Raw genomic sequence first — 26007 nt, forward strand, 5'->3', positions numbered from 1 at the left:
CGTAAACGTGAGCCTGAAAGACCAAATAGACCTGAGCAAATTGCCCAAGCACATCGCCATCATCATGGATGGCAATGGTCGTTGGGCAAAACAGCACGGCAAAAACAGAATCTTTGGTCACACCAACGGGGTGAGTTCTGTTCGCGAAACTTCGGAAGGCTGTGCAGAGTTGGGCATTAAATATCTGACGCTTTACGCCTTCTCTACCGAGAACTGGAACCGCCCGAAAACAGAAATCAGCGCCTTGATGCAACTCTTGTTAAAGACCGTCAAGATAGAGCTGAAAACTCTATTGAAAAATGATATTCGCCTCCGCCTAATCGGAGACTTGGATTCCCTGCCTCAAGGTGTTGTAAAAGAAATGCAAGAAGCAGTAGAAAGTACCAAGAATAATAGTCGGATGGATTTAATTCTTGCCTTGAGTTATAGTGGCAGAAACGAAATTACTCATGCTGCGAAAAAGATTGCCGAAGAAGTGAAGAACGGAACCTTAGCTCTGGAAGACATCAACGAAACATTGGTCAATCAACATTTATACACGACAGGAATACCGGATCCGGAACTGCTGATTAGAACCAGCGGCGAAAAGCGGGTGAGCAATTTTCTATTATGGCAACTTGCTTATGCAGAATATTATTTCACCGATATATTCTGGCCCGAGTTCAAGAAAGAAGAACTGTATCAAGCCATTATTGAATTTCAAAACCGGGAAAGAAGGTTCGGCAAAACCAGCGAACAGATAGCAACGACTTCATGACCTTTTCTTCTAAGCCGACCTTTCTTTTTATAGCACTGATTGTTTCGTCCTTTTTATATGGACAAGACACGCTCCCATTTTTTGACTATGGTCACGGAGGAGAATATGAGATAGGCGATGTTCGGGTGGAGGGCGCTAAGTTCCTCGATGGCCGAATCCTTGTTACCCTTTCGGGATTGGCAAAGGGGGATAAAATAAAAATACCCGGCGACCCCATTCCTAAGGCGATCAAGTCGCTTTGGAAACAAAGACTTTTTACCAATATTTCCATCACGGCAGATAAAATAGAAGCCGGGAAAATTTATCTCGTGATTCATGTGGAAGAACGGCCACGTATCTCGCGATTCTCTTTCAAGGGGATTAAGAATAGCGATGCAGAAGACCTGAGAAAGAAACTGGAGTTGCGGGCAGGTAGTATCTTCACAGAAAACATGCGCAGCCTGACCGTCAACACGGTGAAGAACTATTATATAGACAAAGGATTTCTATCGGTAGATGTAGAGATAGACGAAGCGAAAGATTCCTTGTTGGCGAACAGCGTGCTGGTGAAAATCAAAGTGACGAAAGGGGTGAAGGTGAAGATTGAGGAAATCAATATCATCGGGAACCATGAACTTTCAGAAGCTGCTCTCAAGCGGAAGATGAAAGACACGAGAGAGAAAGTGAAGTTTGATTTGGATGGACTGTTTCGGTTTAAGAAAAACTTTGAACGCGATTCTATTTTCAAAGTTCGTTGGTATCAGGTCATAGGAAGTATTTCACCTTTGAGGATATGGGAATACTCTGCCCCCCATGTGAATCTGAATATTTTCAAATCATCCAAATTCAAGACGGATGATTATGAAAAGGATAAACAAAAAATTGTTGAGTTCTATAATAGCAAAGGCTATCGAGACGCACGGATAGTGCATGACAGTGTGTATTTGGTAGATCGCAAGAATATGCGCATTAATTTAGTGGTGGATGAAGGCGCAAAATATTATTTCCGGAACATTTACTTCAACGGCAATACGAAATATCCGGATTCGCTCATAGCCCGAATTGTCAATATAAAGAAGGGGGAGGTCTATAGTCAGAAATTGTTGGATGAACGAATATTCATGAATCCGAACGGAGGCGATTTGAGCTCCTTATATATGGATGATGGGTATCTTTTTTTCAGTGTTACCCCGATGGAGGTGAAAGTAGAGGGAGATTCCATTGATATAGAGCTGCGTATCAATGAAGGAGCGCAGGCAACCATCAACGAAGTACGGATTGTTGGAAACACGAAGACCAACGAAAAAGTAATTAGACGAGAGCTCCGCACACTTCCGGGCAACAAATTCAGTCGGACGGATCTGATTCGCTCGCAAAGAGAGATAGTGAACTTAGGATACTTTGATCCGGCTCAGTTGGATGTTATCCCGATTCCCAATCCTGAAAATGGAACGGTGGATATTGAATATAGGGTAACGGAAAAGCCTTCTGACCAATTAGAACTCTCTGCCGGTTATGGAGGCCGCGCTACGGCGACGAATACCGGAGGATTGTTTGGAACACTCGGTGTCAACTTCACCAATTTCTCCATCAAAAATATTGTTGATAAAAAGGCCTGGTCTCCGCTTCCGTCCGGTGATGGCCAGCGATTGGGCATTCGGGTGCAGACCAACGGAAGGGCTTTTCAGTCCTATAGTGTTTCGTTTACGGAACCTTGGTTGGGAGGCAAAAAACCACAAGCGCTCAACTTCGCTTTCAACCGCCTGCGCGCCAATTCGCTGGATCCTGCTGACTTCACAAAAATCACGGGCAAGTATTTTTCTACCAGCGTTTATCTCGGACTGGGAACCCGCGTAAAATGGCCCGACGATTTCTTTACCGGCGAAATAGGCTTAGAGTTTCAGCATTATATCCTAGATAATTACGCCACCTTCTTTACCTTCTCTACCGGCAAAGCCGTGAACTTGAACCTGCAGTTGACTTTGTCGCGTGATTCTCGCGACCTAGTGGCCCCTACTTTTTATAATCGAGGTATCTACCTGATGTTTCAGGGCAAATTGACCCTTCCCTACTCCAGTTTATTCAACGCCCGCAAGAATCTATCTTTTGAAAGCTCTTTGCTTTCTGATGCAGAGCGCTATAAATGGGTGGAGTTCCATAAATGGAAAATACAGTTTGAATGGTATCTTCCTGTTTGGAAAAACCTAGTATTCAAATCATCAGCCAGCCTTTCTTTCTTGGGTTATTACAATCCGCGACTGGGCTATTCTCCCTTTGAACGGGTAGAGTTGGGCGGTGATGGATTAAGCAATATGAATGCCGCAGCACAGTTAGGACGTGATATTATTTCCATGCGCGGCTATCCGGTGGTCACCCCGCAAGGAGGAGCACCGATATACAATAAGTATTTTGTGGAGTTGCGCTATCCTATCTCCCTAAATCAATCTGCCACCATCTATGCCTTGGTATTTGGAGAGGCTTCCAATTTCTGGAATCGCCTGAGCGATTACCGGCCGTATGATTTAGCCCGCTCTACCGGAGTCGGAGTAAGAGTGTTCCTGCCTATGTTTGGATTATTAGGTTTTGACTATGGTCTGGGCTTTGACCGCACCAAATTCGGATTGCAGCCTACAGGAAAGAACATATTTGCCAAATACGGTCAGTTCCGAATCATTTTAGGTCGGGAGCCGGAATAATGATTTGTGAAAAAAATATAACGCATGTATCCTTGCACAGATAATTGGTCTAATCTTGTAAAAACGTAAATATTATGAAACAGACAGTCATATTAATAGCCGCTCTGATGATGAGCATTTCGGGTTTTGCGCAGAAATTTGCTTACGTGGACATGGAATATATACTGGGCAAAATGCCTCAGTACAGCGAAGCGCAGAAACAATTAGATGCCGTAGCCGCCGGTTGGCAGAAAGAGGTGGAAGCCAAAATGAAATCGGTGGATGATATGTATAAGCAGTTTCAGGCAGAACAGGTGCTGATGACCGAGCCGATGAAACAGCAGAAAATCAAGGAAATTGAAGCCAAGGAGAAGGATGTGAAAGAATTTCAGAAGGACAAGTTTGGTCCTAGCGGTGAGCTGTTCAAAAAACGGCAGGAACTCATCAAACCTATTCAGGACAAGATTTATGAAGAGATTCAGAAATTTGCTCTGGCTAAAACGTTTGATTTTATCTTCGACCGTTCCAGCGGGCCTACCATGCTTTATGCCGGCGACAAATACAACAAAAGCGACGATATTCTTTCGGCTTTAGGAATCACCCCTAAGCCATAAATTGTTTTCAAATACTGGTTTCTCTAAAAATTTATATTTGCGCCCCTTGACCAATAAAATAATAGTCCTTCTTATCGCATCACTCTTTATATCTGTAGGCACCATTCAGGCACAACAGAAATATGGACACATCAACTCGAGCGAGATACTGGAAGCCATGCCGGAGTATAAGCAGATGACGGCTGTTTTGGAAAAGAAACAAAAAGATGCCCAACTCCAGATGCAGAAGATGTATCAGGATTATCAGGCGCGCCAAAAAGAATTATCGGAATATGGCATGAGCATGATGATGGCCGTACGGGAAGAAAAAATGCTGGAACTGGACAGCCTGCAACAAACGCTTGATGGCTTTGAAGGCAAGGCCAGTGCTGATATACAAAAGATGCATGAGAAACTGATGACACCCCTCAACGACAAATACATTAAAATAGTGAATCAGGTAGCGAAAGAAAATGGGTATAGCTACATTTTCGATATTGCCGCCGGAATCTTGGTTTACTATCCTGAAAACAGCGGTGATATCACCAACATGGTCAAACAAAAAATGGGAATCAATTAATCAATCGAAAAAACAAAAACAGAAATGAAGAAATCACTTTTAGCAGTCCTTACTATTTTAGTTGCCTTTTGTGGAAGCGTCAACGCCCAACAGAAAATCGGACACCTCAACTCGCTTAATATTTTGCAAGCCATGCCCGAATTCAAGCAAATGACCGGTGATATTGACAAACAAAAGCAGGCTTACACCAAGGCGCTTGAATCTATGTACGGCGATTATGAAAAAAAGCAGAAAGACCTACAGGCTTTGAGTAACGACAAAGCCACTCCCGATCCAATCATTGAATCTAAAATTCAGGAATTGCAAGATTTGCAGAAAAGAATTCAGGATTTTGAAGAGAAGGTAAACGGCGATCTGCAAAAGATGCAACAGGAAAAATTGAAGCCCATCAATGAAAAATATATCAAGGCGGTGAAGGAAATAGCCCAAGCAAATAGCTACGCTTATATTTTGGATGTGGTTTCGGGCAGTATCCCTTACTTCACCGAAGGGCAAAATGACGTAACCGATCTGGTTATGAAAAAATTAGGAATTACTGCTGCGCCGCCGACTCCGGCTCCGGGCAAATAATTTCACAGTACTCAACAGCAGAAGCAAGTAAATCAGTAACAAGTGAAACAACAAAAACATCAGCCCATTGGTGTTTTTGATTCAGGCATTGGCGGCTTAACGGTCGCCAATGCTATTTCTAAACTATTGCCCCAAGAACAGATTATCTATTTTGGAGACACGGCAAACCTTCCCTACGGCGACAAATCGCCGGAACTGGTTCGCTCCTATGCACAAAAGATTACTGAATTCTTGCTGCATGAAAAACAGTGCAAAGCCATCGTCATTGCGTGCAACACCGCTTCGGCTGCTGCCTATGAATGGCTGCGCGATCAGTATAAAGGGGATGTGCCGGTTATCAATGTCATTGACCCGATGATTGAAGCCGTCATTGCCGATCAAGCCATTAAAAAAGTGGGCATCATCGCTACGCGAACCACCGTTGCTTCGGGCGTATATCAGGAGAAATTTTCGCGGCGAAGGCCGGAACTAAAATATGCGGCGGTAGCTACCCCTCTGCTTGCCTTGATGATTGAAGAAGGCTTCTATCACAACAACATCAGCAGCGCCATACTGGAAAAATATCTGGCTCGCAAAGAACTAAAAGACATTGATGCGCTGGTACTTGCTTGTACGCATTATCCGCTCATTAAAAATGAAATTTCCGCCTTCTATCACCACCGCATCAAAATCTTTGACTCTGCCGAAGTCGTAGCGGCCCGTTTGAAATGGATTCTCGAAAAAGAAAACCTTGATTCAGATAAGAAAACGGCCCAGGACAAATTCTTCGTTTCCGACTTCACCGAATCTTTTGAAAAAACAACCCAGATTTTCTATGGCCATGCCATCCATTTGAAGCACTTAGACATTTGGAAATAAAGGAATCCTAAATTCAAGTTCGTCTCTTCCAACTTCTGCAACAGCCCTCCTGATTCCATCAATAATCTTGCCTGTTTTTGCAGCGGTTTTGGGTATTCCTGTCACAGACTTACATATTCCTATCACAGAAATAGCTATTTCCGTAGCTGACTCCCCTAATTCCGTGGCGAACTTCCCTATTCTTATAACAGACTTACCTATTTCTGCGACGGACTTACCTCATTCCGTCACGGACTTACCTCATTCCGTCACGGACTTCCCTCATTCTGTCACGGACTTCCCTCATTCTGTGACAGAATGAGTCTAGATATTTGGGAAAACAGACTATAAAATTGTTAATTCATAGATAAACGCAAAATTTTGATGAAAAGACGATTTTTTCGCTATATTTAGATGCGCATGATTCAGGAGGTTTAAAATCACAATATTCTGAGATTAAATTTGAAGATATGCGAGTTATAACACACAAATGTTTTGGCAATCATTAACAGAATCGTACTTTTACTCAACAATTATGGAAAGATACCCGGACAGCAAGAATGAGATGTAGTTGGTGATTTTGGTTTCCCCTTGAAGGAAGAACATAGGGTGTGATAGCTGAAGGGTTAGCATTGGTGTTGAACAAAGGATAGATTCTTTTATCAATAAACTCACATAAACCTAAAGCCATGAAAAAATCTCTCCCGTTCCTTGTATGCCTACTCCTCATCTTTTTCGGAAAAACATTTCTCAGCGCTCAAGACATGAAATGGGCCATTCGGGTAGGCGGCTCGGGCAAGGATATAGGCTTTAACGTAGCGGTGGACAGCAGCAAGCGCACCTACGCTGCGCAGCAAGTCATTAGCGGTACGAGCGTCAATTTCAACGGCAGTTGTACCATAACGGGAGGGTCTAACAGTTATGATGTGTCCTTTGTGCGGTTGGATACTGTCGGCGCCTGTACTTCATCAAAATATATCATTACCCAAAACGATAACGTCATGGGTTTAAGACTGGATAGCCTGAATAATATCTATATCGTAGGCAATAGGTCAGGAACAAATTCTCTTTGCACCTCACAGGCCACCTCCGGTCAGGACATCTTGCTGGCCAAACTAGGTTCAACCGGTACCTGCTCTTGGGGGAAAAAGATAGGTGGATCAAGTGGTGATTATGGATACCGCCTTAGCTTAGACCGCGATGGTAACATTTACATCACGGGCAGTTTTGCGGGCAGTTTCTCTTTTGAAGGAACATCGCTTTCCTCCAGTGGCAGCAATGACGGATTCATCGCTAAGTTCAATAACAGCGGAACCATACAGTGGGTAAAAAATTCGGCGGCACCGGGGATGACTTTGGGTATGGAATCTCTAACGTGGTGGATGGCTACCTTTATGTATGTGGACGTTTTCAGAATACGGGCACCTTTGGAACACTATCGGCTGTCAGCGCCGGTGGATACGATGCCTTTATTGCCAAAGTGGATGCTTCTAATGGCAGCTTCGTTTGGCTACGAAGAGCAGGGGTGACAGGTGCGCAGAATGAAAATGGCATTCAGGTGGTCATGGATAAATCAGGTAATGCCATATATACCGTCTTAGCCAATACAGGTGCCATATTTGGTACAGACACGATTCCCTATCTATGTGAAGCGGTAGTTATGTACGATTCAAACGGTAATGTGCAATGGACTCGGACGATGGGAAAAGCTGCCGGGTATATCGGGCCCAGCGTAACATTACATGATTCCACTATTTACTTTGCAGGTGCTGTCGGTGCCACTACTTCTATCGGTTCCTTTACGGCTACCACAGCGGGTAGTGCTGATATACTGATTGCCGCATTGGATTATTCCGGCAAACCGCTCTGGGTAAAAACGTATGGCAGCACCTCATCTGATTATGCTATGGAAATAGCTTGTGATAAAGACGGGGATTTGTATGTTGCCGGTGTTTTTGGGGGTACGGTGAACTTTGGCGGCATCAGCCGTACATCGTCGGGATCTAATGATGTCTTTTACTTCAAAGCCACCCCACCGCTTCTCATCACGAAAGTAGCGGAAGGTGAAAACATGGTGTGCGGCACCGGAGCCTTTGACGTAGAATATAGGGCTGGCATTACTTATGACACTACGAATGTATTTACGGTTCAGCTATCCGACACCGCTGGCAGTTTTGCCAATCCGGTTCCAATAGGAACGTTAAGCGCTACTACTTCAGGTACCATCACAGCGTCCATACCAGATACAATCCCTGCTAGTAGTAAATATAGGTTAAGAATTGTTGCTTCAAATCCATCTGCTACGGGAGCCGAATACACAACCAATTTCAGACTATCCCAAATCCCATCCGCCCCGACACCACCCGCCCCACAAACCTCTTGCAGCGACACTGCCGTGCTCTTTACGTTTGACAGCATCCAGCCCGGCAGCGGCGGTAATCAAATTGAATGGGCTTTGAGCAGTTCTTTTGATACCACCGAAATCATTGAGAGTAATGGCAGTATAAATCGCTTGGTGGAATCAGGGGCTATGGATACGCTCTGGATGAGGAGCAGGGATAGCATAACCGGTTGTGTGAGTGAAATAGTTTGGACAGCAGGGGGGGTGAATGAGTTGCCTGAGAATGTTACTCCTTACACTGTTGATACTATGGTATGTGCCGGCTCGTCTACTTACATCAAGATTCCTAATTCACAAGTGGGAGTGTTGTATGAATTGATGGTGAATAGTGTAGTCGTAAATATTGAATTTGGTACGGGGGACACATTGAATATCAGTACAGGAGTTATTGACACGAATACCATGTTTACTGTGGCGGCCATAGATACTGGTACAGGATGTTTAAAGGAATACGCTTCTGTGAATGTAACTATCCCGCCAATGATGGATACCGTTATGTTTAATACAGGGGATACCATACTTTGTACAGGCAGCACGAGTTGTTATACGGCAGCAGCGACTAATAGTGTTTCAATAGTTTATTCAATAAACGGCGGTGGTGCGGTGATTGACTCTGCCAGCGGATGTCAGCCAGGTGACGAGCAGCTTTACCGTCAAAGCCACCTGTTTCGGGTTGTTGGGTTGTGATACGATAGAAGGGTTCATGAACGTATATGTGCCTTATATTACCATCAGTATGCCTTCACCCCTTGGGGTGTTGAGCGATACTCCACACCTCTTCATTATGGAGCCTATAAGTGTTGGTGGAAGAGGAAATCTAATTGAATGGTCCGCAGACAGTGCCTTTACTGCATCCTATACAGATACCTCTCCCACCTCTATTTCAGCTATAGTAAATCCGGGGGCTGATACGCTGATATGGCTGCGGGCAATAGATAGTGTTACTGGCTGTGTTTCTAAGGCAGCTACCATACAGATGATTGTCATGTCAACAGACACCTTGCCAGACCCTGTTTATGATACTATCATTACCCAATGCGTGGGGACCTCTGTTGAAATTCCCATAGCCAATACACACGGCGGATATTTATACAGCCTGAGAATTGACACCACCGTGGTAGCCAGTTCTTTGGGAAATGATGACGTGCTGATCTTGAACACGGGCGCTATTGACACAATGACTCTATTTAATATAATTGCTGCCGACACCACAAAAACCACCTATGAGATACTGGACTCTGCTATTCTGGTGATGGTATTGGAGCCGGTGGACACCCCGATTTTTTATGAGGGAGATACTTTTGTTTATGCGTTGGACAGCTTGGTCTATATCGCCGTGGCGGAGAATGCCGTTTTCACCAACTATAGTATTCTAAGCGGTGACGCAACTATTGACACCTTAACCGGCGTCGTGTTCCATCCCAATTCCGATTTTGTGGTGAGGGCTACTGCCACAGGTCTTACCGGCTGTGGTACGACCACGGCTGACCTGCAAGTCACAGTTACCAACATAGCCTCGCCTATTGCCCCCGAATCGCAATATGTAGTGGCAGATAGCTTTGAAGCTAAAACCGTCACCCTCAGTGCCGTGCAAGCAGGTGAGGGTGGCGATGAAATTGAATGGGCGGTGAATCTAGATTTTGACAACTCGACTATTGTTTCTTCTCCGGCTGATATCGGCTTAATGCTGGAGGCTGGTTCCGACTCCCTGATCTGGCTGCGGAGCAGGAACAGTACCACCGGGAAAGTGAGCAGGTCCTTGAGGAGGCAAAGGAAGAATGAGTACAAAGTTATGAGTGCGGGTATTTTGGATAAAACCCATTGGGAATATAATGCAGAACGTAGTGATGAGTTTACGTACGGAGATCTTGCGGAATTGCGCAATTCAGATAAATGGTTTTTCGGCATTTGCTTTGATGCTGGTTCCGCCTTACCAGTGGATTGCGATATCGAAAATTGTGCTACGCATTGGGTACTGGCAAAAAACGAATCCACAGGAAATTGGTATCAACAATCCGAGGACTACATAAATAATTACACCACTGAGACGGGAGACGGCGGAGAAGTAGATATATTAGATCCCGGTATTGCGGCATTTACCGCTACCAAGTTAGCCCTCCCCAAGACATCTCCCTACAATGCCACCACCTGCGCTTATCCATTTGAAGCTCCTCTATCTTTCCATTACCAATCCGGAGGAGTGGTGGCTAAAAATTTTGTGGTGAATCTTAGTGAAACATCTCTCATGGAGTTGCGCTGCATTACACCAGCTGGCACCGGAGCATGGCCTTCATTTTGGACTTTTGGCGGTAGTTTTGAATTCGATATGTTTGAAAATTATAATGGTGCCTCAAAAACTACTTCTAATGTTCATGACAATGATCGGCCAGAAGGTCAGAGGGGCTGTCAATATTCGACTTGGAAAAAAACGGACTGTGATTATTCACAGGACTGGCATACTTACTCTATTCTGATCAATACAGAGGAGATAATATTTTTTGTGGATGGCAAAGAAACCCGTTCTATAGACCGAACGGTCAATCCATATCCTCAAAATATGACAAATGGTAATAAAGGAATCCTCACCTTTGGCCTAGGAATTCAACAAGGCGCGGATGATGAGTCCTATCAGATGCTGGTGGATTACTTTCGTTATTATACTCCGAAGGCAAACACCGGAAGCGAATGTAATATCCCGAAACGAAGCCTGCAAAATTTAGATGTTTGCACTGCGAAAACACTTGAAAATACTCGCTACTCATCTACCCTTTCACACCATTACCCTGCACCAGTTGTTAACAGCTTTATTCACGTTACCAGAGATATCACCGGTGCCAATTTGGGGGTTATTTCATCCGGCTCAAACACCAAAGTGTTTTTTAATAGCTATACCCTGTGTGGCATCGCCACACAATATTCGAATGGGCTTTGGACAGAATCAGCCATTCTGCCGGTCGAGTTTTTCAAAGTATGGCTTCCTTTTCATGGTAAAGTCAACATTCCCTTACCTCGTTTCCCGGATGTGAAAAATTACATCACGCCAGTGACCGAAAAGCTGGTTTATTACCAAAGTTTGGGTAACCGGCTTCAATATTACAGCTATAATAGCTTCTGGGGATTGTGGGAAAAGCGGATTCCGCTGATAGCAGGTAAAAAAAACAGACCGATTCCAGCCAACTGTGCTGGCTACCTGAATACAGATTTTGCGGGTAGGATATGGTATAAAGGAACCGACAAAAAAATATGGTGTTGGAATCCCCTTTTGAAGGAGCATACCAGCTTGAACCATACTAGCCTCGTAGAGGGATCTATGGTGATGCATACTTGTGGCTGCCTCACTTATTATTGCGACAACCAACATAACCTCAGGCAAATGCAATGGCACAATGGAACGTGGACTTCATCTGCCAATCCGGTGGTTGACATCTGGGAAATACCGCTACACGGCACTATTCCGCAACATGTTAATATTTTGGGTGATTTGCTGATAGACGAAGCAGAAGGCCGGTCGCGGGTTTACTTTATAGGTAGCAACCACGCAGTTTATTATTATTCATGGATAACTCAAGAAACCGTAAAATTAAAATTCAGTTCTGTACAGGATGCCAATAACAATGAGACACGATGCGAGCTCTATCACAATGCCGCATCGCAATTAACTTTAAGCCCCGATGGAAATATGATATACTACCGCGGTACGGATGATAAAATTTGGTATTATTTCAGTGATCGTGAAGACTCTAAAATACTTATTGATAACGATGAACTGCTTCTTGTTGCCCGTGAGAACTGGAATAAAACCCCCATGGATTATTCATCATCCATTATGGGGCCGATGGCTTTTAAGCCGGGTCCTTTTGGAGATTTATATTATGCCGGTCAACGGAATAAATTACATGTGGTGAAATGGGTGTCTGCTGATATCCCAGCTCCTTGCCCAGAAAGCGACGGCTGGCAAATTGCTTCATACAAAACGGATAATAGCAATGGCACAGATATGCCAGAAGTTAAAGATTCCCATGATTCATCACGTGCGGCACTAGATACAAGCAATGTTATTAGTGTAAAAGTTTACCCTAACCCATCTCATGATGTTTTTTTTATTGAAATAGCCGGGGTTGAATCTGGTTCTTTCATAGATATTCAAATTGAAACCCCTGCCGGGAAGGCAGTTTTTGAAAGCAGGCAAAGAATAGCTGCCGGTTCAAAATATCACCACTTGAGATGGGATGCTGATAATGTGCCCTTAGGTTTGTATCTTTATAAAATATATTCCGGCAAAGGTCAGGTGTCTTACGGAAAGATCATTAAAATGTAGCTATGAAGTTCTTTATCATATTCACTGTATGTTTAGTTGGGTCATTGACAGGCCTCTCCCAATATACCTTCATCAAACAATGGGATAAGCGGTACGGAGGCTTTGAGCGTGATAGAGCAAAGGTAATATTACAGACGCGGAATAGCGGATATCTAATTGGTGGCTATTCAGAATCTTCTTTAAGTGGCGATAAAACAGAAGATTCCCGGGGCGGGTATGATTACTGGCTGGTCAAGATGGATTCCAACGGCACCAAAGAATGGGATAAACGCTTTGGTACTACGGGCTTTGATGTCTTTGAAACTATGGTAGAAACAAAAGATGGGGGTTTCCTCTTAGGTGGCTATAATGGAGGTGCTTTAAACGGAGATAATACCCAAGCCGGAAAAGGCGGCACTGATTATTGGATTGTGAAAGTAAGTGCCGGAGGCATCAAAGAATGGGATAAGCGATACGGGGGTAGTAGGGATGACGACCCTAAAACAATTATCTGCACTAATGACGGAGGGTACCTCATTGGCGGAGGCTCTACATCAGGTGTAAGCGGCGACCGTACCTGGCCCAACTGGAACACCTGGTTTGTACCCACTTATGACTATTGGATAGTGAAAACCGATTCGCTGGGTAATTATGAGTGGGATCGGGCTTATGGGGGTAATAAAGATGATATGCTTCGGTCGGTAATCCAAACCGTGGACGGAGGATATTTATTAGCAGGATATTCCAGTTCTGACAGCAGCGGCGACCGGACACAGCCCAATTGGAACCCCAACCCGAGCAATTCACAACAACCTGACGGCTGGATAGTCAAAATAGATTCCGTAGGGAATAAGCAATGGGATAAGCGATTTGGAACGACGCGCTCAGATTATCTTTATTTTAATTTTAATACTGAAGAGGGGGGCTACATAATGGGTGGACGAGGCGAGGGTGGAATTGAGGGTGAGAAGGAAATAATAAAAGGTAGTTTTTGGCTTATTAAGATTGGACTAACCGGCATTAAGGAATGGGAAGCAGGGTTTAGTGCTGGTGCCGATTTTACCGATATGTCTAAAACTTCTGATGACGGATATCTTATATCTGGCAATGCTACATCAGCCGTGATAATCAAGGATAGTAGCTCATTCGATAAAACGGAAAGTAATTTAGGTCTTCATCAGTCCTGGATATTAAAACTTGACTCCCAGGGTAAGAAGCAATGGGATAAAACTATTTTTTCTTTAGGGGATGACCAGGGATGCTATGCCGTTCAAACTACAGATGGTTGTTATGCGATGGCCAACTCCACAAACGGAGACATTGGCGGTTATCAAAGCCACCCCAATCGCGATACTATCGTAACTTGGAATTCTTACGATTACTGGGTGCTGAAATTTTGCATGGAACCATTTAATGCAGTAGATGATTTGAATAAGGAGGATGTAAAAGTATTGGTGTATCCTAATCCATTTACATCGGATGTTTCTATTGCAATAACAAAAGAAGGTATCAGCGAAGCCACGTTTACAATCAGCAACGCGAAGGGGCAGGTAATCTATAATAGAAAGGAAACTAACCTGGGCAGCGGTTATACTAAGAACCTTGATTTAGCACCGTTACCTAATGGAGTTTACTTTATTGAGGTCATTATGAATGGAGAAAGGGTGGTGAGGCAGGTGGTGAAGGAATAGCTTTTTCGAGAGTATGTTTCGGTTTAACATCCACAAAACATCGGATTTATTCCCCTGTTGATAATTTCTATTGCCCTACCTGCCAAGGGTCATAAACCTCAAAACATTAAAAGCACTAAATATGCAGCCATTCCAATCAGGACGAAATGAATCAGATAGAGATATACGAAACGCCAGATAATCAAACACATGTGGAGGTGCGGTTTGAAGAAGAGACGGTTTGGTTAACGCAAAAGGAAATTGCGGTGGTATTTGGCACCGAAGTTCCAGCAGTGAATAAACACATCAAAAATATTATTAGCGATAGGGAATTAAACAAAGCAACTATTTCCAAAATGGAAATAGTTCAAAAAGAGGGCAAGCGAATGGTAGCCCGAAATGTTGAGGTATATAATCTTGACATGATTATATCTGTAGGCTATAGAATTAATTCACAAAGAGCTACCCAATTTAGGGTTTGGGCAACCCAACGGTTAAAAGATTATTTGGTGAATGGCTACGCCATCAACAAAAAACGCTTAGAGGAACTGGGCAAAATGGTTCAACTCATTGAAAAATCGGGCAAAACCGAAACGCTGCAATTGCAGGAAGCCAAAGGATTGCTCGAAATCCTGAGCCATTACACTAGAAGTTTTGTGCTACTCAATCAGTATGACAGCCACAAGCTCCAACCCGGCAAGTTGAACGAAACTATTACTTATGAGATAGAATATTCGGAAGCCAAAAATGCAGTAGCTGAGTTGAAAACAATTGATGGCGAAAAAAGGAGGCAACGGTTCTATTCGGTAACGAAAAAGATGAAGGGTTTAAAAGCTCTCTGGGTAATATCGTACAAACCTTCGGAGGACAGTATCTATATCCGAGCATAGAAGAGCAGGCGGCTCACTTGTTGTACTTTGTTATCAAGAACCACTCTTTCAATGATGGCAATAAGCGGATAGGTGCGTTTTTATTTGTTTGGTTTTTGGAGAAAAATAAACATCGCTTCAAAAGCAATGGGGAGTTAAAAATCAATGATACCGGACTTACAGCCATCGCACTTCTAGTGGCACAAAGCAGTCCTGAAGATAAGGAAATCATCGTCCAGTTGATTATTGCTTTGATTGCAGACAGCAGATAAAAGCCCTTTTTATCCTCTGTGGATAATTTTTATTGCCTTACGAATCAGGCCTTTACAACGACAATTGGATTTATTTTTCATTCGGCTATTGACTTTAGTGTTTTTAGCCATTATATTTGCATCGTCTTTTAGTTCAGAACACCCATAAAAAGGCTCGGAACGAAAAAGACAAACCCACCGAAAGGCGGGTGAAGCAAACCGCCGCCTCCCGGTAAAATAGTCGGGACAGGCTATGCGGGTCACGCATACAGCGGTCCAGAAAACTGTAGAGCTACTTTGAAATAGTAATCAAGCAACGATTTATAGCCCACGATCAGTAGGGGTGCCTCTGCCCGAAGGAATTATCTCCCTACTATCACTTTTCTGGTGAAGCTATGCTCCTTTCCATCAACAGAAATGAAGTAAATACCCGGCGATAAACCACCAATGCTGAGTACCGGTTCTTCTTTTCCGGTAACAGGCAAAGTAGCAATACGAGTTCCTGATGTAGAACTAAGGACCAGATTTTCAGTTCCTTCCGGAATGTTTTGAAAACGCCACACCCCATCAGAAGGATTGGGATAGACTTCAAAAGCAGGTGTATTATCTTCTGATAGTTGTAGCCCCGAAATAATCGAAGGGCTACAAGCTTCCGCACCAAAAACATTCGAATAGTTTGATGCCCAGAAAACAACATTACAGCCTTGGTTATTATCCAATACTTCATAGTCACTATCAGTGATCAAATTTTGTCGGTCGGCACTAAGTACTTTCCTATTACCGGGCCAAGTTCTTGAACCGTCCGGACGAATGCGCTGAATGGCCAAGACGGAGCTTTCCAATCCTTGCCAAACGTTGACTATAGAGCCGCTGTCGCTGACTGCCAGTTTAGGAAATCCATAAACTCCGCTAGAGGTATCCACCATCATTCCCGAAGCAATGAGCTGTTTATTACCCGATGAATCCAATTTTTGGATCATGCTGAAATATGTTGGAAGTTTTCTTGACTCCACCCAGGTAACATAAAGGGTGTCGCCCACCAACTTGGCGGAAGAATGTTGCGGAAAGTATTGCGACGTGTCAGACATGCGTACCCTGAGGTTTGACCACGCAAAGGCTCCTTGTGCGGTAACCTTTGTAGCCACTACGTTCGAACTCGAATTGTCCCAGACGACATAAAGATTCCCTCGCGCATCGGGCTGCATAGTGATATTACCCGAAAACCCGTTGAGCGTACCCCCTGAAGTAATATCAAGAGGATTGACCCACATCATATTTCCTTGCAAATCAAAACGCTGTATATACATGGTAGATCCCACACCATTTCCTTTCGACAAGGCAAAAACCATTTTGATTATCCGTCTGCGAGCGATAGTCATAACCATAAAGTGTTTGGGTTTTTGAAAGTGCCGGCCATCGAAGATTGCCGTTAAAATCTATGCGGTTGTACGTTAAGCCACTTGAGCCGCCAGTATATGTGTAAGAGTGCACAATAAAAGCACCCGAATCATTCGGAAAAATATTGAACCCGGGCAGATCCATATAGAGAAATCCATTTCCACTATAGGCTACTGTTGTTGGCTGTGCCCACAGATCGCTGCCCGCACTACTAATATATTTGCAGAACACCGTATCGTGTGCATTTGTAAAACCTTGTTGAAACCAACTAAGCAGCACGCCCGACTGCCAGGCCGCCACCCGATAGCCCGTGGTGTTCCGACCGGTGTCAGTTAGTACCTTCCCGTCAGCCGCCCATTGTGCCAGTCCATCCTGATCCAAATGTTGCGCATACACCTGTTTTTTGCCTGCATCAAGTCGGTTATCCAACCAAAAAACAAAATATCCGCCGCTACCGTCGTCAAGCACCTGAATATTAGTTTGATTTCCCGTTGCATTGCATAGAGCCATTGGATGCAAATTGTCTGAACTGAATTGTGCACGACTATTCAACACCACCATTGTCAGCACAAGAAAAGCGTAAATGTTTTTCATAATAAATGTTTTTTAGGTAAGGTAAAATTAGAAATTCCGTAGGAATAACTGTCTGGCTTTTCTACTTGGGCGAACCATATCGTCTTGAACGGCTGGGGCGGCGTACCAAACCTATAAAAGTTCACTGTGCATCAATATAGCTTTATCTCTTCGCGAATTGCCTATGCTATTAACCGGAAGATTGTGCGGACTTTTTGAATTGGGAGCATTTATGTTTCGGACTCTTTTTTATCGGGAATCCAATTTCAAAAACTACTTTTGCGCGCAAATTCCCTCCCCATGCAAAAACAGATCAAATCAGCGCTCATCTCCGTTTATTATAAAGACAAGCTAGACCTGATTGTGAAGGAACTCCATCACCTTGGAGTCAAAATATATTCTACCGGTGGCACCCAGAGTTTCATTGAAGGATTGGGCATTCAGGTAACCGCTGTAGAGAATCTTACCTCCTACCCTTCTATTCTAGGTGGACGAGTAAAAACCCTTCACCCAAAGGTTTTTGGAGGAATTCTGGGAAGGAGGGATACGGAAAGTGACCGGCAGGAGATGAAGCAATATGAGATTCCTGAAATTGATTTAGTTATCGTGGACCTCTACCCATTTGAAGAGACGCTAAAGGCGGGGAAAAGTGCTGATGAGATTATCGAGAAAATAGACATCGGTGGCATCTCTCTGATTCGTGCCGCCGCAAAGAATTTTAAGGATGCCATCATCGTGGCTTCTAAAGATGATTACAGCACTTTGTTGGAATTGCTTCAAACTAAAAAAGGGATTTCGGATATAGACGACCGCAAGAAATTTGCCACTAAAGCCTTCATGGTTTCTTCTCATTATGACACCCGTATTTTTGAATATTTCAACCGCGATTCGGGCTTCGATGTTTTCAAGAAAAGCGAGCTGAATGGCAAGGTGCTTCGCTATGGAGAGAACCCACATCAGCGAGGCCTTTTCTATGGCGATTTGAACGAGATTTTCGACATTTTGAACGGAAAAGAATTATCCTACAACAACCTAGTGGATGTAGATGCTTCTTTGAGCCTGCTCGCTGAATTTGATGAGCCCACCGTAGCCATCATCAAGCACACCAATAGCTGCGGTCTGGCTTCGCGGAACAATATCACCGAAGCATACAAGGCCGCCTTTGCCTGCGATACAATTTCTGCCTTCGGTGGAATCATTGCTGCCAATCGCAATATTGATTTGGCAACTGCCAAAGAAATGAACACTCTTTTCTTTGAAGTGTTGATGGCTCCCTCATTCGATGAAGATGCTTTGGCTGTTTTAAAATCTAAGAAGAATAGAATTATTATCAGACTCAAGAAATCAGACATAAGACCTCAGGCAAAACAATACAAGAGTTTGTTGAACGGCGTTTTGGAACAAGAAGCTGATTTAAAGATTGAAGGTCAAAATGAATTCAAGGTAGCTACTTCACAAGCCCCTACCAAACAGGAAATGGCGGATTTGGCTTTTGCGGTAAAAGCGGTGAAGCATCTTAAATCCAACGGTATTGCTCTGGTGAGGAATCAGCAATTGGTTGGCATGGGCTGCGGACAAACCTCTCGTGTAGATGCCCTGCAAGGCGCGATCAAAAAGGCCAAGGAATTTGGATTTGCCCTGAATGGCGCGGTCATGGCCAGCGATGCTTTCTTTCCATTTCCGGATTGTGTAGCTATTGCCCACGAGGCGGGCATCACCGCCATTGCCCAACCGGGAGGCAGTATCAAGGATCAGGATTCGGTGGATGCGGCCAACAAAAACAATCAAGCGATGGTGATGACCGGGATCCGGCATTTTAGGCATTGATACTTCCGGCTATACAGGAAACATGACTTTGTTTATAAAGCAGGAGAATAATGATTAGTTTTTCTCTACTTTGCGCACCATTGCAAACCCTTAGAAACCCGTTCAAAGCATGGCTTTGTTTAATTTTTTAACCCAGGAAATCGCCATAGACTTAGGCACGGCGAACACACTGATTGTTCACAACGACAAAGTGGTGGTGGATGAGCCTTCTATAGTGGCTATTGATCGGCGCACCGATAAAGTGATTGCCGTAGGGCAACGCGCGATGCAGATGCATGAAAAAACGCATGAGAACATCAAGACGGTTCGTCCGTTGAAGGACGGGGTGATTGCCGATTTCCGTGCAGCGGAAAGCATGATACGGGAAATGATCAATATGATCTATGATAAGAAGAAGCCACTATTTCCGCCACGCTATCGAATGGTGATTTGTATTCCATCAGGCATTACCGAGGTAGAGAAACGCGCGGTGAAAGATTCGGCAGAACAGGCAGGAGGGCAAGAAGTAAAAATGATTCATGAGCCCATGGCCGCCGCCATTGGAATCGGTATTGATGTGGAAGAGCCCAACGGCAACATGATCATTGATATTGGCGGTGGAACAACCGAGATTGCGGTGATTGCCCTTTCAGGAATTGTGTGTGACCAATCTATTCGCGTAGCAGGTGATGAATTTACTTTGGATATTGTGGACTATATGCGTCGTCAGCACAACATGCTGATTGGCGAAAGAACGGCTGAAAAGATTAAAATCCATGTAGGATCTGCTTTGACTGATTTGGATACTCCGCCCGATGATTTTGCGGTGAATGGTCGCGATTTGATGACCGGTATTCCAAAACAGATTATTGTATCGTATTCAGAAATCGCACATGCCATTGACAAGTCTATTTCAAAAATTGAAGAAGCAATTTTGAAAGCGTTAGAAACTACACCACCGGAATTGGCGGCTGATATTTTTAAAACCGGTTTATACCTCACCGGTGGAGGTGCGTTATTGCGCGGCCTTGATAAACGGATTAGTCAAAAAACGAAATTACCGGTTCATGTAGCAGAAGACCCCCTACGGGCGGTAGTGCGTGGAACAGGTATCGCACTCAAGAACATTGACCGGTTCACTTTCCTAATGGATGATTAAACAAAGTTGACAGTTGGCTGTTCACGGTTGACCATAATATAGGTTTGTATTTTCCGTGAACTGCAAACCGAAGACCGTAAACTTTTACAAGTGTATAATCTCTTTCGATTTTTCGTCCGCTACCATCTTTTCTTTCTTTTTCTCTCGCTGGAAGTTTTTTGTTTTTATCTTATTTATCGAAACAACCGCTATCAACACGCTGCATTTATCAATATAGCCAATAACATGAGCGGGCAGGTGTATGAAACTTATTCAGGAGTGACCGATTACCTATATCTTGGAAAAATAAACGACAGCCTAGTGGTCGAGAACGCTGAGCTTCGGGCTCAGCTGCTCGAATCTCAATATGATAATCGGATAGATTCTGGCAGCGTGAGCGATTCGAGTGGAAAATATATCCAGCAATACAAGTATTTGACAGCGCGGGTGATTCGCAATTCGGTCAATCAATCGTCCAATCTCATTTATCTTAATAAAGGAAGCCTTCAGGGAATTAGTAAACAAATGGGGGTGATCAATGCCAACGGGATTGTGGGACAGGTTATCAACGTGACCGATCACTATGCTGTAGCAATGAGTGTATTGAGTAAAGATTTTAAGGTAAGTGCTAAATTCAAAAAGAACGATTACTTCGGCAATCTACATTGGACCGGTATGCAGTCTAACATTGCTATTCTGGAAGAAATACCAAAGCATGTGCCGGTGGTGGTAGGTGATACTATTGTGACCAGCGGTTTCTCAGAGCTATTTCCAAGGAATATCATGATAGGGACGGTTAAAAAAATGAAAGCGCAGGCCGACAAAAACTTTCTCGACATTACCATCGCTCTTTCCACTAACTTTGGGAACCTAAGTTATGTCTATATCGTGAATGACCTGAAGAAAAGCGAATTGGCTAAATTAGACAGCTCTACTGTAAAACATGATTAACCAGATTCCGGTCATACTCTTTCGGCTCCTGCTCTTGCTTTTGGTGCAGGTCATTCTTTTCAGCAACATGAATCTGAGTTCGCTGGTTATTCCTTATGTTTTCCCTTTGTTCGTTTTACTCTTGCCGTTTGAAACGCCTCGTTGGCTGCTAATGTTGTTGGGCTTTATATCCGGTTTGACGCTGGATATATTTCTGGGATCTACTGGCATGCACGCCGCTGCTGGAGTTTTAATAGGGTATCTGCGTCCTTTCCTAATTAATGCCATTACACCCAAAGGAACCGAATTCGAAATCAGCCCTAATATTTATGCTCAAGGCGTAACTTGGTTTGTGTTTTATCTCGGCATTTCAATGTTCCTGTACCTCTTCTTTTATTTTCTTGTAGAGGCCGCCACTTTTCTCAACTTTTTCCTACAAATGTTGAAAATTATTTTGAGCACTGTCGCTTCTGTTTTCTTTATGTTGATCTTCCTCTTTTTGTTTTCGGCAAGGAGGAAACGTCGTTTCGTTTAACTCCCTATCTCGTTGAGCAAGGATATTTTTAAAACCCGGTATAAGATTATTCAAACCATCATCGTTTCATTTGCGGTGGTGTTTTTGTTGCGGCTGTTTTATGTCCAAGTGATTGACACAAAATATGTGACACAAGCACGCAACAATGCCATCAAGGAGTTGGACATTTATCCCACCCGTGGCTTGGTTTATGATCGTAAGGGGGAATTGGTGGTTTATAACGAAGCCATTTATGATTTGATGGTGATTCCTCGCCAGTCCAAAGGTTTTGACACTGCCAGAATGTGCGCACTACTTGATCTGACGAAGGAAGATTTGGATGATCGCTTTGTTCAAATGAAAAAATCAAGAGGATATTCTTCCTATAAACCAAACGTATTTATCAAACAAATTTCTTTGAAAGACTATTCGCGCCTGCAAGAATATCTTTATCTCTTTCCGGGTTTCTATGGGCAGGTTCGCACCATCCGTAAATACCCACACCGGGTAGCTGCTACTATTCTTGGCGACATTGGCGAAGTGGACGACAAACAGATTGACAAATCAAACGGCTATTATAAACCGGGAGATTACGTAGGGAAAAGCGGCATTGAAAAAGTTTATGAGAAAGAATTGGGCGGGCGACGCGGTAAAAAATTTGTTTTTGTAGATGTACACAACCGTGAAATGGGGAGTTTCAGTAACGGGGAGTTCGATACGCTTTCCGTTTCGGGTGACAATGTAGTGGCCACACTGGATATTCTATTACAGGAATATGGTGAAAAACTGATGCAGAATAAAAAGGGGAGCATCGTTGCCATTGAACCTTCCACTGGTGAAATACTAGCTCTAGTCAGCAGTCCGGGCTATGATCCGAATCTATTATGTGGCGCGGTGCGCGGTCATAATTTCAAACAACTTCTTTCCGATACTTTGCTGCCTTTATACTCCCGGCCAACCTTAGCCACCTATCCACCTGGCTCATCCTTCAAACCCATTGTTGCCCTAATCGCTTTGAACGAGGGCGTGCAAGGAGTCAATTATACGGTTCCATGTAATGGGATGTACCATTTTGCAGGATTGTCACTTCATTGTTCGCATCACCATCCTTCCGCAACGAATATCCAGTATGCACTGCAACAATCTTGTAATCCATACTTCTGGCAAACCTTTCGCAACACAATTGAAAACCGGAACTACCCTCGTATTCAGGATGCTTACGGAAAATGGGTGGAGTATTGCAAAAGTTTTGGGCTTGGTGTTAGAACCGGTGTAGACCTTCCCAGCGAAGTTACCGGCAATATTCCTTCAGTAAAGTATTTTGATAAACTCTATGGTGAAACCGGTTGGCATTCCTCTACCATTATCTCGTTGGGCATCGGCCAAGGAGAGGTGCTCACTACGCCTATTCAAATGGCAAACATGTATGCCTGTATTGCTAATCAGGGGTACTATATTACACCTCACATTGTCAAAAAGATTACCGACCCACTAACCGGAAAAGATGTAACCCACAAGTATGAAAAGCATACGGCTAGTATAAATAAAGAACACTTTGAGCCTGTGATTGAAGGGTTATTCCAAGTAGTGGAAATGGGTACCGCTAGAGCAGCTAGAGTAGAAGGTATCACTATGTGTGGCAAAACTGGTACAGCGCAAAACCCGCATGGCGATCATCACTCTATGTTTGCAGGGTTCGCCCCAAAAGACAATCCGAAAATCGCCATCGCCGTGGTGGTTGAAAACGGGGGCTATGGCGGAGTCTTTGCCGCTCCAATTGCCAGTTTAATGGTTGAAAAATATTTGAACGATACGATTCAAACCAAAAGGCTACCGATAGAAAAGAGAATGTTTGAATCAAATCTATTGCATAAATACGGAGTGAGTATTAATAAATCGGCACAAATGAGTGCCGAAGGCGATGAATAGTATGATTGGATAATCATGATAAAGCGCAAACAGGAGTCATTTACAGGGAAGATAGATTGGATAACGGTCCTGCTATATTTTGCGTTGGTGTTGATTGGTTGGCTGACTATCTATTCAGCTGTTTACAGCGATGAGACCAGAAACATTTTCAGTTCAACTACCAACAGCGGAAAGCAATTGCAGTGGATGATTGCCTCTATAATTATTGCGGCGGCCATTCTCATAGTGGACTCGCGTTTCTACGTCACGTTTTCCTATCCGGTATATGTATTGATCTTGTTGTTAGTAGTGGCGGTGATGTTCATAGGGGTTGAAGTGAAGGGACAACGAAACTGGATACGTTTCGGAGGATTTCAATTGCAACCCTCTGAGTTGGCTAAGTTTGCGGTGAGTTTGGCTTTGGCCAAGTATTTTTCCAACCTGAACGTTGATATGCGGAAATGGCGCGACAAATGGAAGGTCTTTGCGCTTATTGGCATTCCAATGGTAATTGTATTGGTGCAGGGAGATGCAGGCTTCGCAGTTGTATTTGTTGCCCTGGCACTCGTCTTATTTCGTGAGGGATTGGAATCCTATTTTCTTATAGTTGGCGCATCGGTGGTGGTTTTGTCGTTGCTAGCTCTGTTGTTCAGCCCCTATATCATCGGCGGCATATTATCTGTACTTGCTGCTATCTTGATTTACAATTTCTTTAAAAAACGAAAAGTGGTATGGACCATTTTAGCAATTTGGGTTCTCTCTACCGCCTATATTTTTTCCGTAAACTTTGCCTTCAATAAAATTTTGAAGCCACACCAGAAAGATCGCATTAATGTATTGCTTGGGAAAGAAGTAGAAGAAGGCCGAGACTGGAATATCCGTCAGTCCATTATTGCCATTGGCTCCGGTGGATTCATCGGGAAAGGCTACCTGAACGGCACACAAACAAAATTGAAATTTGTTCCGGAACAAAGTACCGATTTCATTTTTAGTTCTATCGGTGAGGAATTTGGGTTTGTTGGAAGCACAGCTTTAATCCTGATATATCTCGCCTTGTTTTTCAGATTGCTGTTTATGGCAGAACGACAGCGCTCGCGCTACAGTAGAGTCTATGGTTATTGTGTAGCCAGTATTTTGTTTTTTCATTTTCTAATCAACATTGGAATGACTATCGGTGTTGCTCCGGTCATCGGCATCCCCTTACCCTTTATCAGTTATGGCGGATCGTCTCTGCTTTCCTTCACCGTGCTGCTCTTTGTTTTCATCCGTCTGGATACACAGCGCTTTGAAATGATGCGTTAGTCATTTTTTAATCAAATTTTCTCTTCATGGTAACTAAAAAGAAAATATCCGTACCCAAAAAATCAAAGTCTAAATCGGTAAAGGAAAAGTATGCAGGACCGAATGATGGGAAAATCCGTTGCGGCTGGTGTCTCAGCAATCCGATTTATGTAAAATATCACGATGAGGAATGGGGCAGACCGGTGCATGATGACACCTTGCTGTTTGAATTTTTAGTGTTGGAAATCTTTCAGGCGGGATTAAGTTGGTTGACAATTTTGAAAAAAAGAGAGAACTTTCGCAAAGCCTTTGCGCAATTTGACGCTAAGAAAGTATCCAAGTATGATGAGAAAAAATACGAGTCTCTGATGCAGGATGCGGGCATCATCCGCAATCAATTGAAGATACGCGCCGCCATCAACAACGCACGGCGCTTTCTCGAAATTCAAAAAGAGTTTGGTTCCTTTGACAAGTATGTTTGGAGCTTTACCGGTGGTAAAACCTTAGTGAACCAACATAAAACTTTAAAAGACCTTCCCCCTAAAACAGAAATCAGCGACCAGATGAGTGCTGATATGGGTAAACGCGGTTTCAAATTCCGAGGCGCAACTATTTGCTATGCTTTTATGCAGGCAGTAGGAATCGTGAACGACCACCTGATGGATTGTGATGAGAAAAAAATAAGGTAGCCATCCTAAAATTCTAAGCGAGTTATATTTTCAGCATCTTTTGACAGCAGATTTTTCTACCTATTCAACATCATACTCTTCTTCTTATACAGATCCCGGAAGTAAAAATCACTCATGAAACAATATCTCAAAAAAATCTTTCTTAGATAAACCGAGAGATCTTAAAGCATTACGGATAATAAATTCAGGAACTGGGTCTACATGAGTTTGAACAGTAATGGGACGGTTTAGGTCTTTGCGCGTCCAATGTTCATGTCCTCCGGAAGTGCGGATTACTTTACATTCTGTTTT

General features: G+C 43.6%; 19 protein-coding genes and 1 pseudogene. 18 read left to right on the forward strand and 2 right to left on the reverse strand.

Features of this window, described 5'->3' with window-relative positions; translation table 11 throughout:
- Positions 1-7 precede the first annotated feature (7 nt).
- The 11 genes and pseudogenes from IPP77_03975 to IPP77_04025 all read left to right on the forward strand — a co-directional run bounded on the left by IPP77_03975 (position 8) and on the right by IPP77_04025 (position 15500).
- Entirely contained in the window at positions 8-757 is a 750-nt protein-coding gene (locus tag IPP77_03975) for an isoprenyl transferase (GenBank protein ID MBL0308850.1), read from the forward strand.
- Positions 754-3432 (forward strand): outer membrane protein assembly factor, encoded by a 2679-nt coding sequence (locus tag IPP77_03980; protein ID MBL0308851.1) that lies wholly within the window; start codon positions 754-756, stop codon positions 3430-3432. Before IPP77_03975 ends, IPP77_03980 begins: the two co-directional genes overlap by 4 nt.
- A 74-nt stretch (positions 3433-3506) precedes the next feature.
- Complete coding sequence (locus IPP77_03985; protein MBL0308852.1) at positions 3507-4025, forward strand: OmpH family outer membrane protein; 519 nt, start codon at positions 3507-3509, stop codon at positions 4023-4025.
- Between the two features lie 46 nt (positions 4026-4071).
- Positions 4072-4584, forward strand: coding sequence for an OmpH family outer membrane protein (locus tag IPP77_03990; GenBank protein MBL0308853.1), 513 nt, complete (start codon positions 4072-4074; stop codon positions 4582-4584).
- 24 nt (positions 4585-4608) lie between these two features.
- Positions 4609-5154, forward strand: coding sequence for an OmpH family outer membrane protein (locus tag IPP77_03995; protein MBL0308854.1), 546 nt, complete (start codon positions 4609-4611; stop codon positions 5152-5154).
- A gap of 42 nt (positions 5155-5196) precedes the next feature.
- Positions 5197-6012, forward strand: coding sequence for a glutamate racemase (gene murI / locus IPP77_04000; protein MBL0308855.1), 816 nt, complete (start codon positions 5197-5199; stop codon positions 6010-6012).
- 67 nt (positions 6013-6079) lie between these two features.
- On the forward strand, positions 6080-6313 hold the full coding sequence (locus IPP77_04005; GenBank protein ID MBL0308856.1) for a hypothetical protein: 234 nt from the start codon (positions 6080-6082) through the stop codon (positions 6311-6313).
- A gap of 367 nt (positions 6314-6680) precedes the next feature.
- Positions 6681-7520: an SBBP repeat-containing protein gene (locus IPP77_04010; GenBank protein ID MBL0308857.1), complete on the forward strand. Its 840-nt coding sequence runs from the start codon at positions 6681-6683 to the stop codon at positions 7518-7520.
- A 1479-nt stretch (positions 7521-8999) separates the two neighbouring features.
- Positions 9000-12710, forward strand: a complete 3711-nt coding sequence (locus IPP77_04015; GenBank protein ID MBL0308858.1) for a family 16 glycosylhydrolase — start codon at positions 9000-9002, stop codon at positions 12708-12710.
- A 2-nt stretch (positions 12711-12712) separates the two neighbouring features.
- Positions 12713-14380 carry a T9SS type A sorting domain-containing protein gene (locus tag IPP77_04020; GenBank protein MBL0308859.1) on the forward strand — a complete coding sequence of 556 codons (1668 nt, stop codon included), beginning with the start codon at positions 12713-12715 and terminating at the stop codon, positions 14378-14380.
- A gap of 146 nt (positions 14381-14526) precedes the next feature.
- A pseudogene (locus IPP77_04025) lies at positions 14527-15500 on the forward strand (virulence protein RhuM/Fic/DOC family protein).
- Between the two features lie 341 nt (positions 15501-15841).
- Here the strand turns inward: IPP77_04025 and IPP77_04030 are convergent.
- A complete protein-coding gene (locus IPP77_04030; protein MBL0308860.1) occupies positions 15842-16816 on the reverse strand; it encodes a T9SS type A sorting domain-containing protein in 975 nt (324 codons plus the stop codon).
- A complete protein-coding gene (locus IPP77_04035) occupies positions 16767-17471 on the reverse strand; it encodes a hypothetical protein (protein ID MBL0308861.1) in 705 nt (234 codons plus the stop codon). The genes IPP77_04030 and IPP77_04035 overlap by 50 nt, the downstream gene beginning before the upstream one ends.
- 279 nt (positions 17472-17750) lie before the next feature.
- Here IPP77_04035 and purH point away from each other — a divergent pair, with 279 nt between their 5' ends.
- The 7 genes from purH (at position 17751) to IPP77_04070 (ending at position 25716) form a co-directional block, all read left to right on the forward strand.
- The gene (purH, locus tag IPP77_04040) at positions 17751-19277 is read left to right on the forward strand and encodes a bifunctional phosphoribosylaminoimidazolecarboxamide formyltransferase/IMP cyclohydrolase (GenBank protein MBL0308862.1); all 1527 of its coding nucleotides are present in this window, start codon (positions 17751-17753) and stop codon (positions 19275-19277) included.
- Positions 19278-19386: 109 nt separating this feature from the next.
- Positions 19387-20415 (forward strand): rod shape-determining protein, encoded by a 1029-nt coding sequence (locus tag IPP77_04045; GenBank protein ID MBL0308863.1) that lies wholly within the window; start codon positions 19387-19389, stop codon positions 20413-20415.
- A gap of 90 nt (positions 20416-20505) precedes the next feature.
- Positions 20506-21345 (forward strand): rod shape-determining protein MreC, encoded by an 840-nt coding sequence (gene mreC, locus IPP77_04050; protein ID MBL0308864.1) that lies wholly within the window; start codon positions 20506-20508, stop codon positions 21343-21345.
- A complete protein-coding gene (locus tag IPP77_04055; protein ID MBL0308865.1) occupies positions 21338-21859 on the forward strand; it encodes a rod shape-determining protein MreD in 522 nt (173 codons plus the stop codon). Before mreC ends, IPP77_04055 begins: the two co-directional genes overlap by 8 nt.
- Positions 21860-21883: 24 nt before the next feature.
- The gene (mrdA, locus tag IPP77_04060) at positions 21884-23767 is read left to right on the forward strand and encodes a penicillin-binding protein 2 (GenBank protein MBL0308866.1); all 1884 of its coding nucleotides are present in this window, start codon (positions 21884-21886) and stop codon (positions 23765-23767) included.
- Between the two features lie 15 nt (positions 23768-23782).
- Entirely contained in the window at positions 23783-25048 is a 1266-nt protein-coding gene (gene rodA / locus IPP77_04065) for a rod shape-determining protein RodA (GenBank protein MBL0308867.1), read from the forward strand.
- Between the two features lie 26 nt (positions 25049-25074).
- A complete protein-coding gene (locus tag IPP77_04070) occupies positions 25075-25716 on the forward strand; it encodes a DNA-3-methyladenine glycosylase I (GenBank protein MBL0308868.1) in 642 nt (213 codons plus the stop codon).
- Positions 25717-26007 lie beyond the last annotated feature (291 nt).

It is taken from the genome of Bacteroidota bacterium, assembly GCA_016722375.1.
Lineage (GTDB): Bacteria > Bacteroidota > Bacteroidia > Chitinophagales > LD1 > Bog-950.

What these genes read in the sequence shown, in the direction of transcription:
- IPP77_04035 (MBL0308861.1), bottom strand. Translation starts at nt 17,471, where the DNA reads ATGAAAAACATTTACGCTTTTCTTGTGCTGACAATGGTGGTGTTGAAT.
- purH (MBL0308862.1), top strand. Translation starts at nt 17,751, where the DNA reads ATGCAAAAACAGATCAAATCAGCGCTCATCTCCGTTTATTATAAAGAC.
- IPP77_04020 (MBL0308859.1), top strand. Translation starts at nt 12,713, where the DNA reads ATGAAGTTCTTTATCATATTCACTGTATGTTTAGTTGGGTCATTGACA.
- IPP77_04070 (MBL0308868.1), top strand. Translation starts at nt 25,075, where the DNA reads ATGGTAACTAAAAAGAAAATATCCGTACCCAAAAAATCAAAGTCTAAA.
- IPP77_04045 (MBL0308863.1), top strand. Translation starts at nt 19,387, where the DNA reads ATGGCTTTGTTTAATTTTTTAACCCAGGAAATCGCCATAGACTTAGGC.
- IPP77_03995 (MBL0308854.1), top strand. Translation starts at nt 4,609, where the DNA reads ATGAAGAAATCACTTTTAGCAGTCCTTACTATTTTAGTTGCCTTTTGT.
- IPP77_04055 (MBL0308865.1), top strand. Translation starts at nt 21,338, where the DNA reads ATGATTAACCAGATTCCGGTCATACTCTTTCGGCTCCTGCTCTTGCTT.
- rodA (MBL0308867.1), top strand. Translation starts at nt 23,783, where the DNA reads ATGATAAAGCGCAAACAGGAGTCATTTACAGGGAAGATAGATTGGATA.
- IPP77_04010 (MBL0308857.1), top strand. Translation starts at nt 6,681, where the DNA reads ATGAAAAAATCTCTCCCGTTCCTTGTATGCCTACTCCTCATCTTTTTC.
- IPP77_03985 (MBL0308852.1), top strand. Translation starts at nt 3,507, where the DNA reads ATGAAACAGACAGTCATATTAATAGCCGCTCTGATGATGAGCATTTCG.
- IPP77_03980 (MBL0308851.1), top strand. Translation starts at nt 754, where the DNA reads ATGACCTTTTCTTCTAAGCCGACCTTTCTTTTTATAGCACTGATTGTT.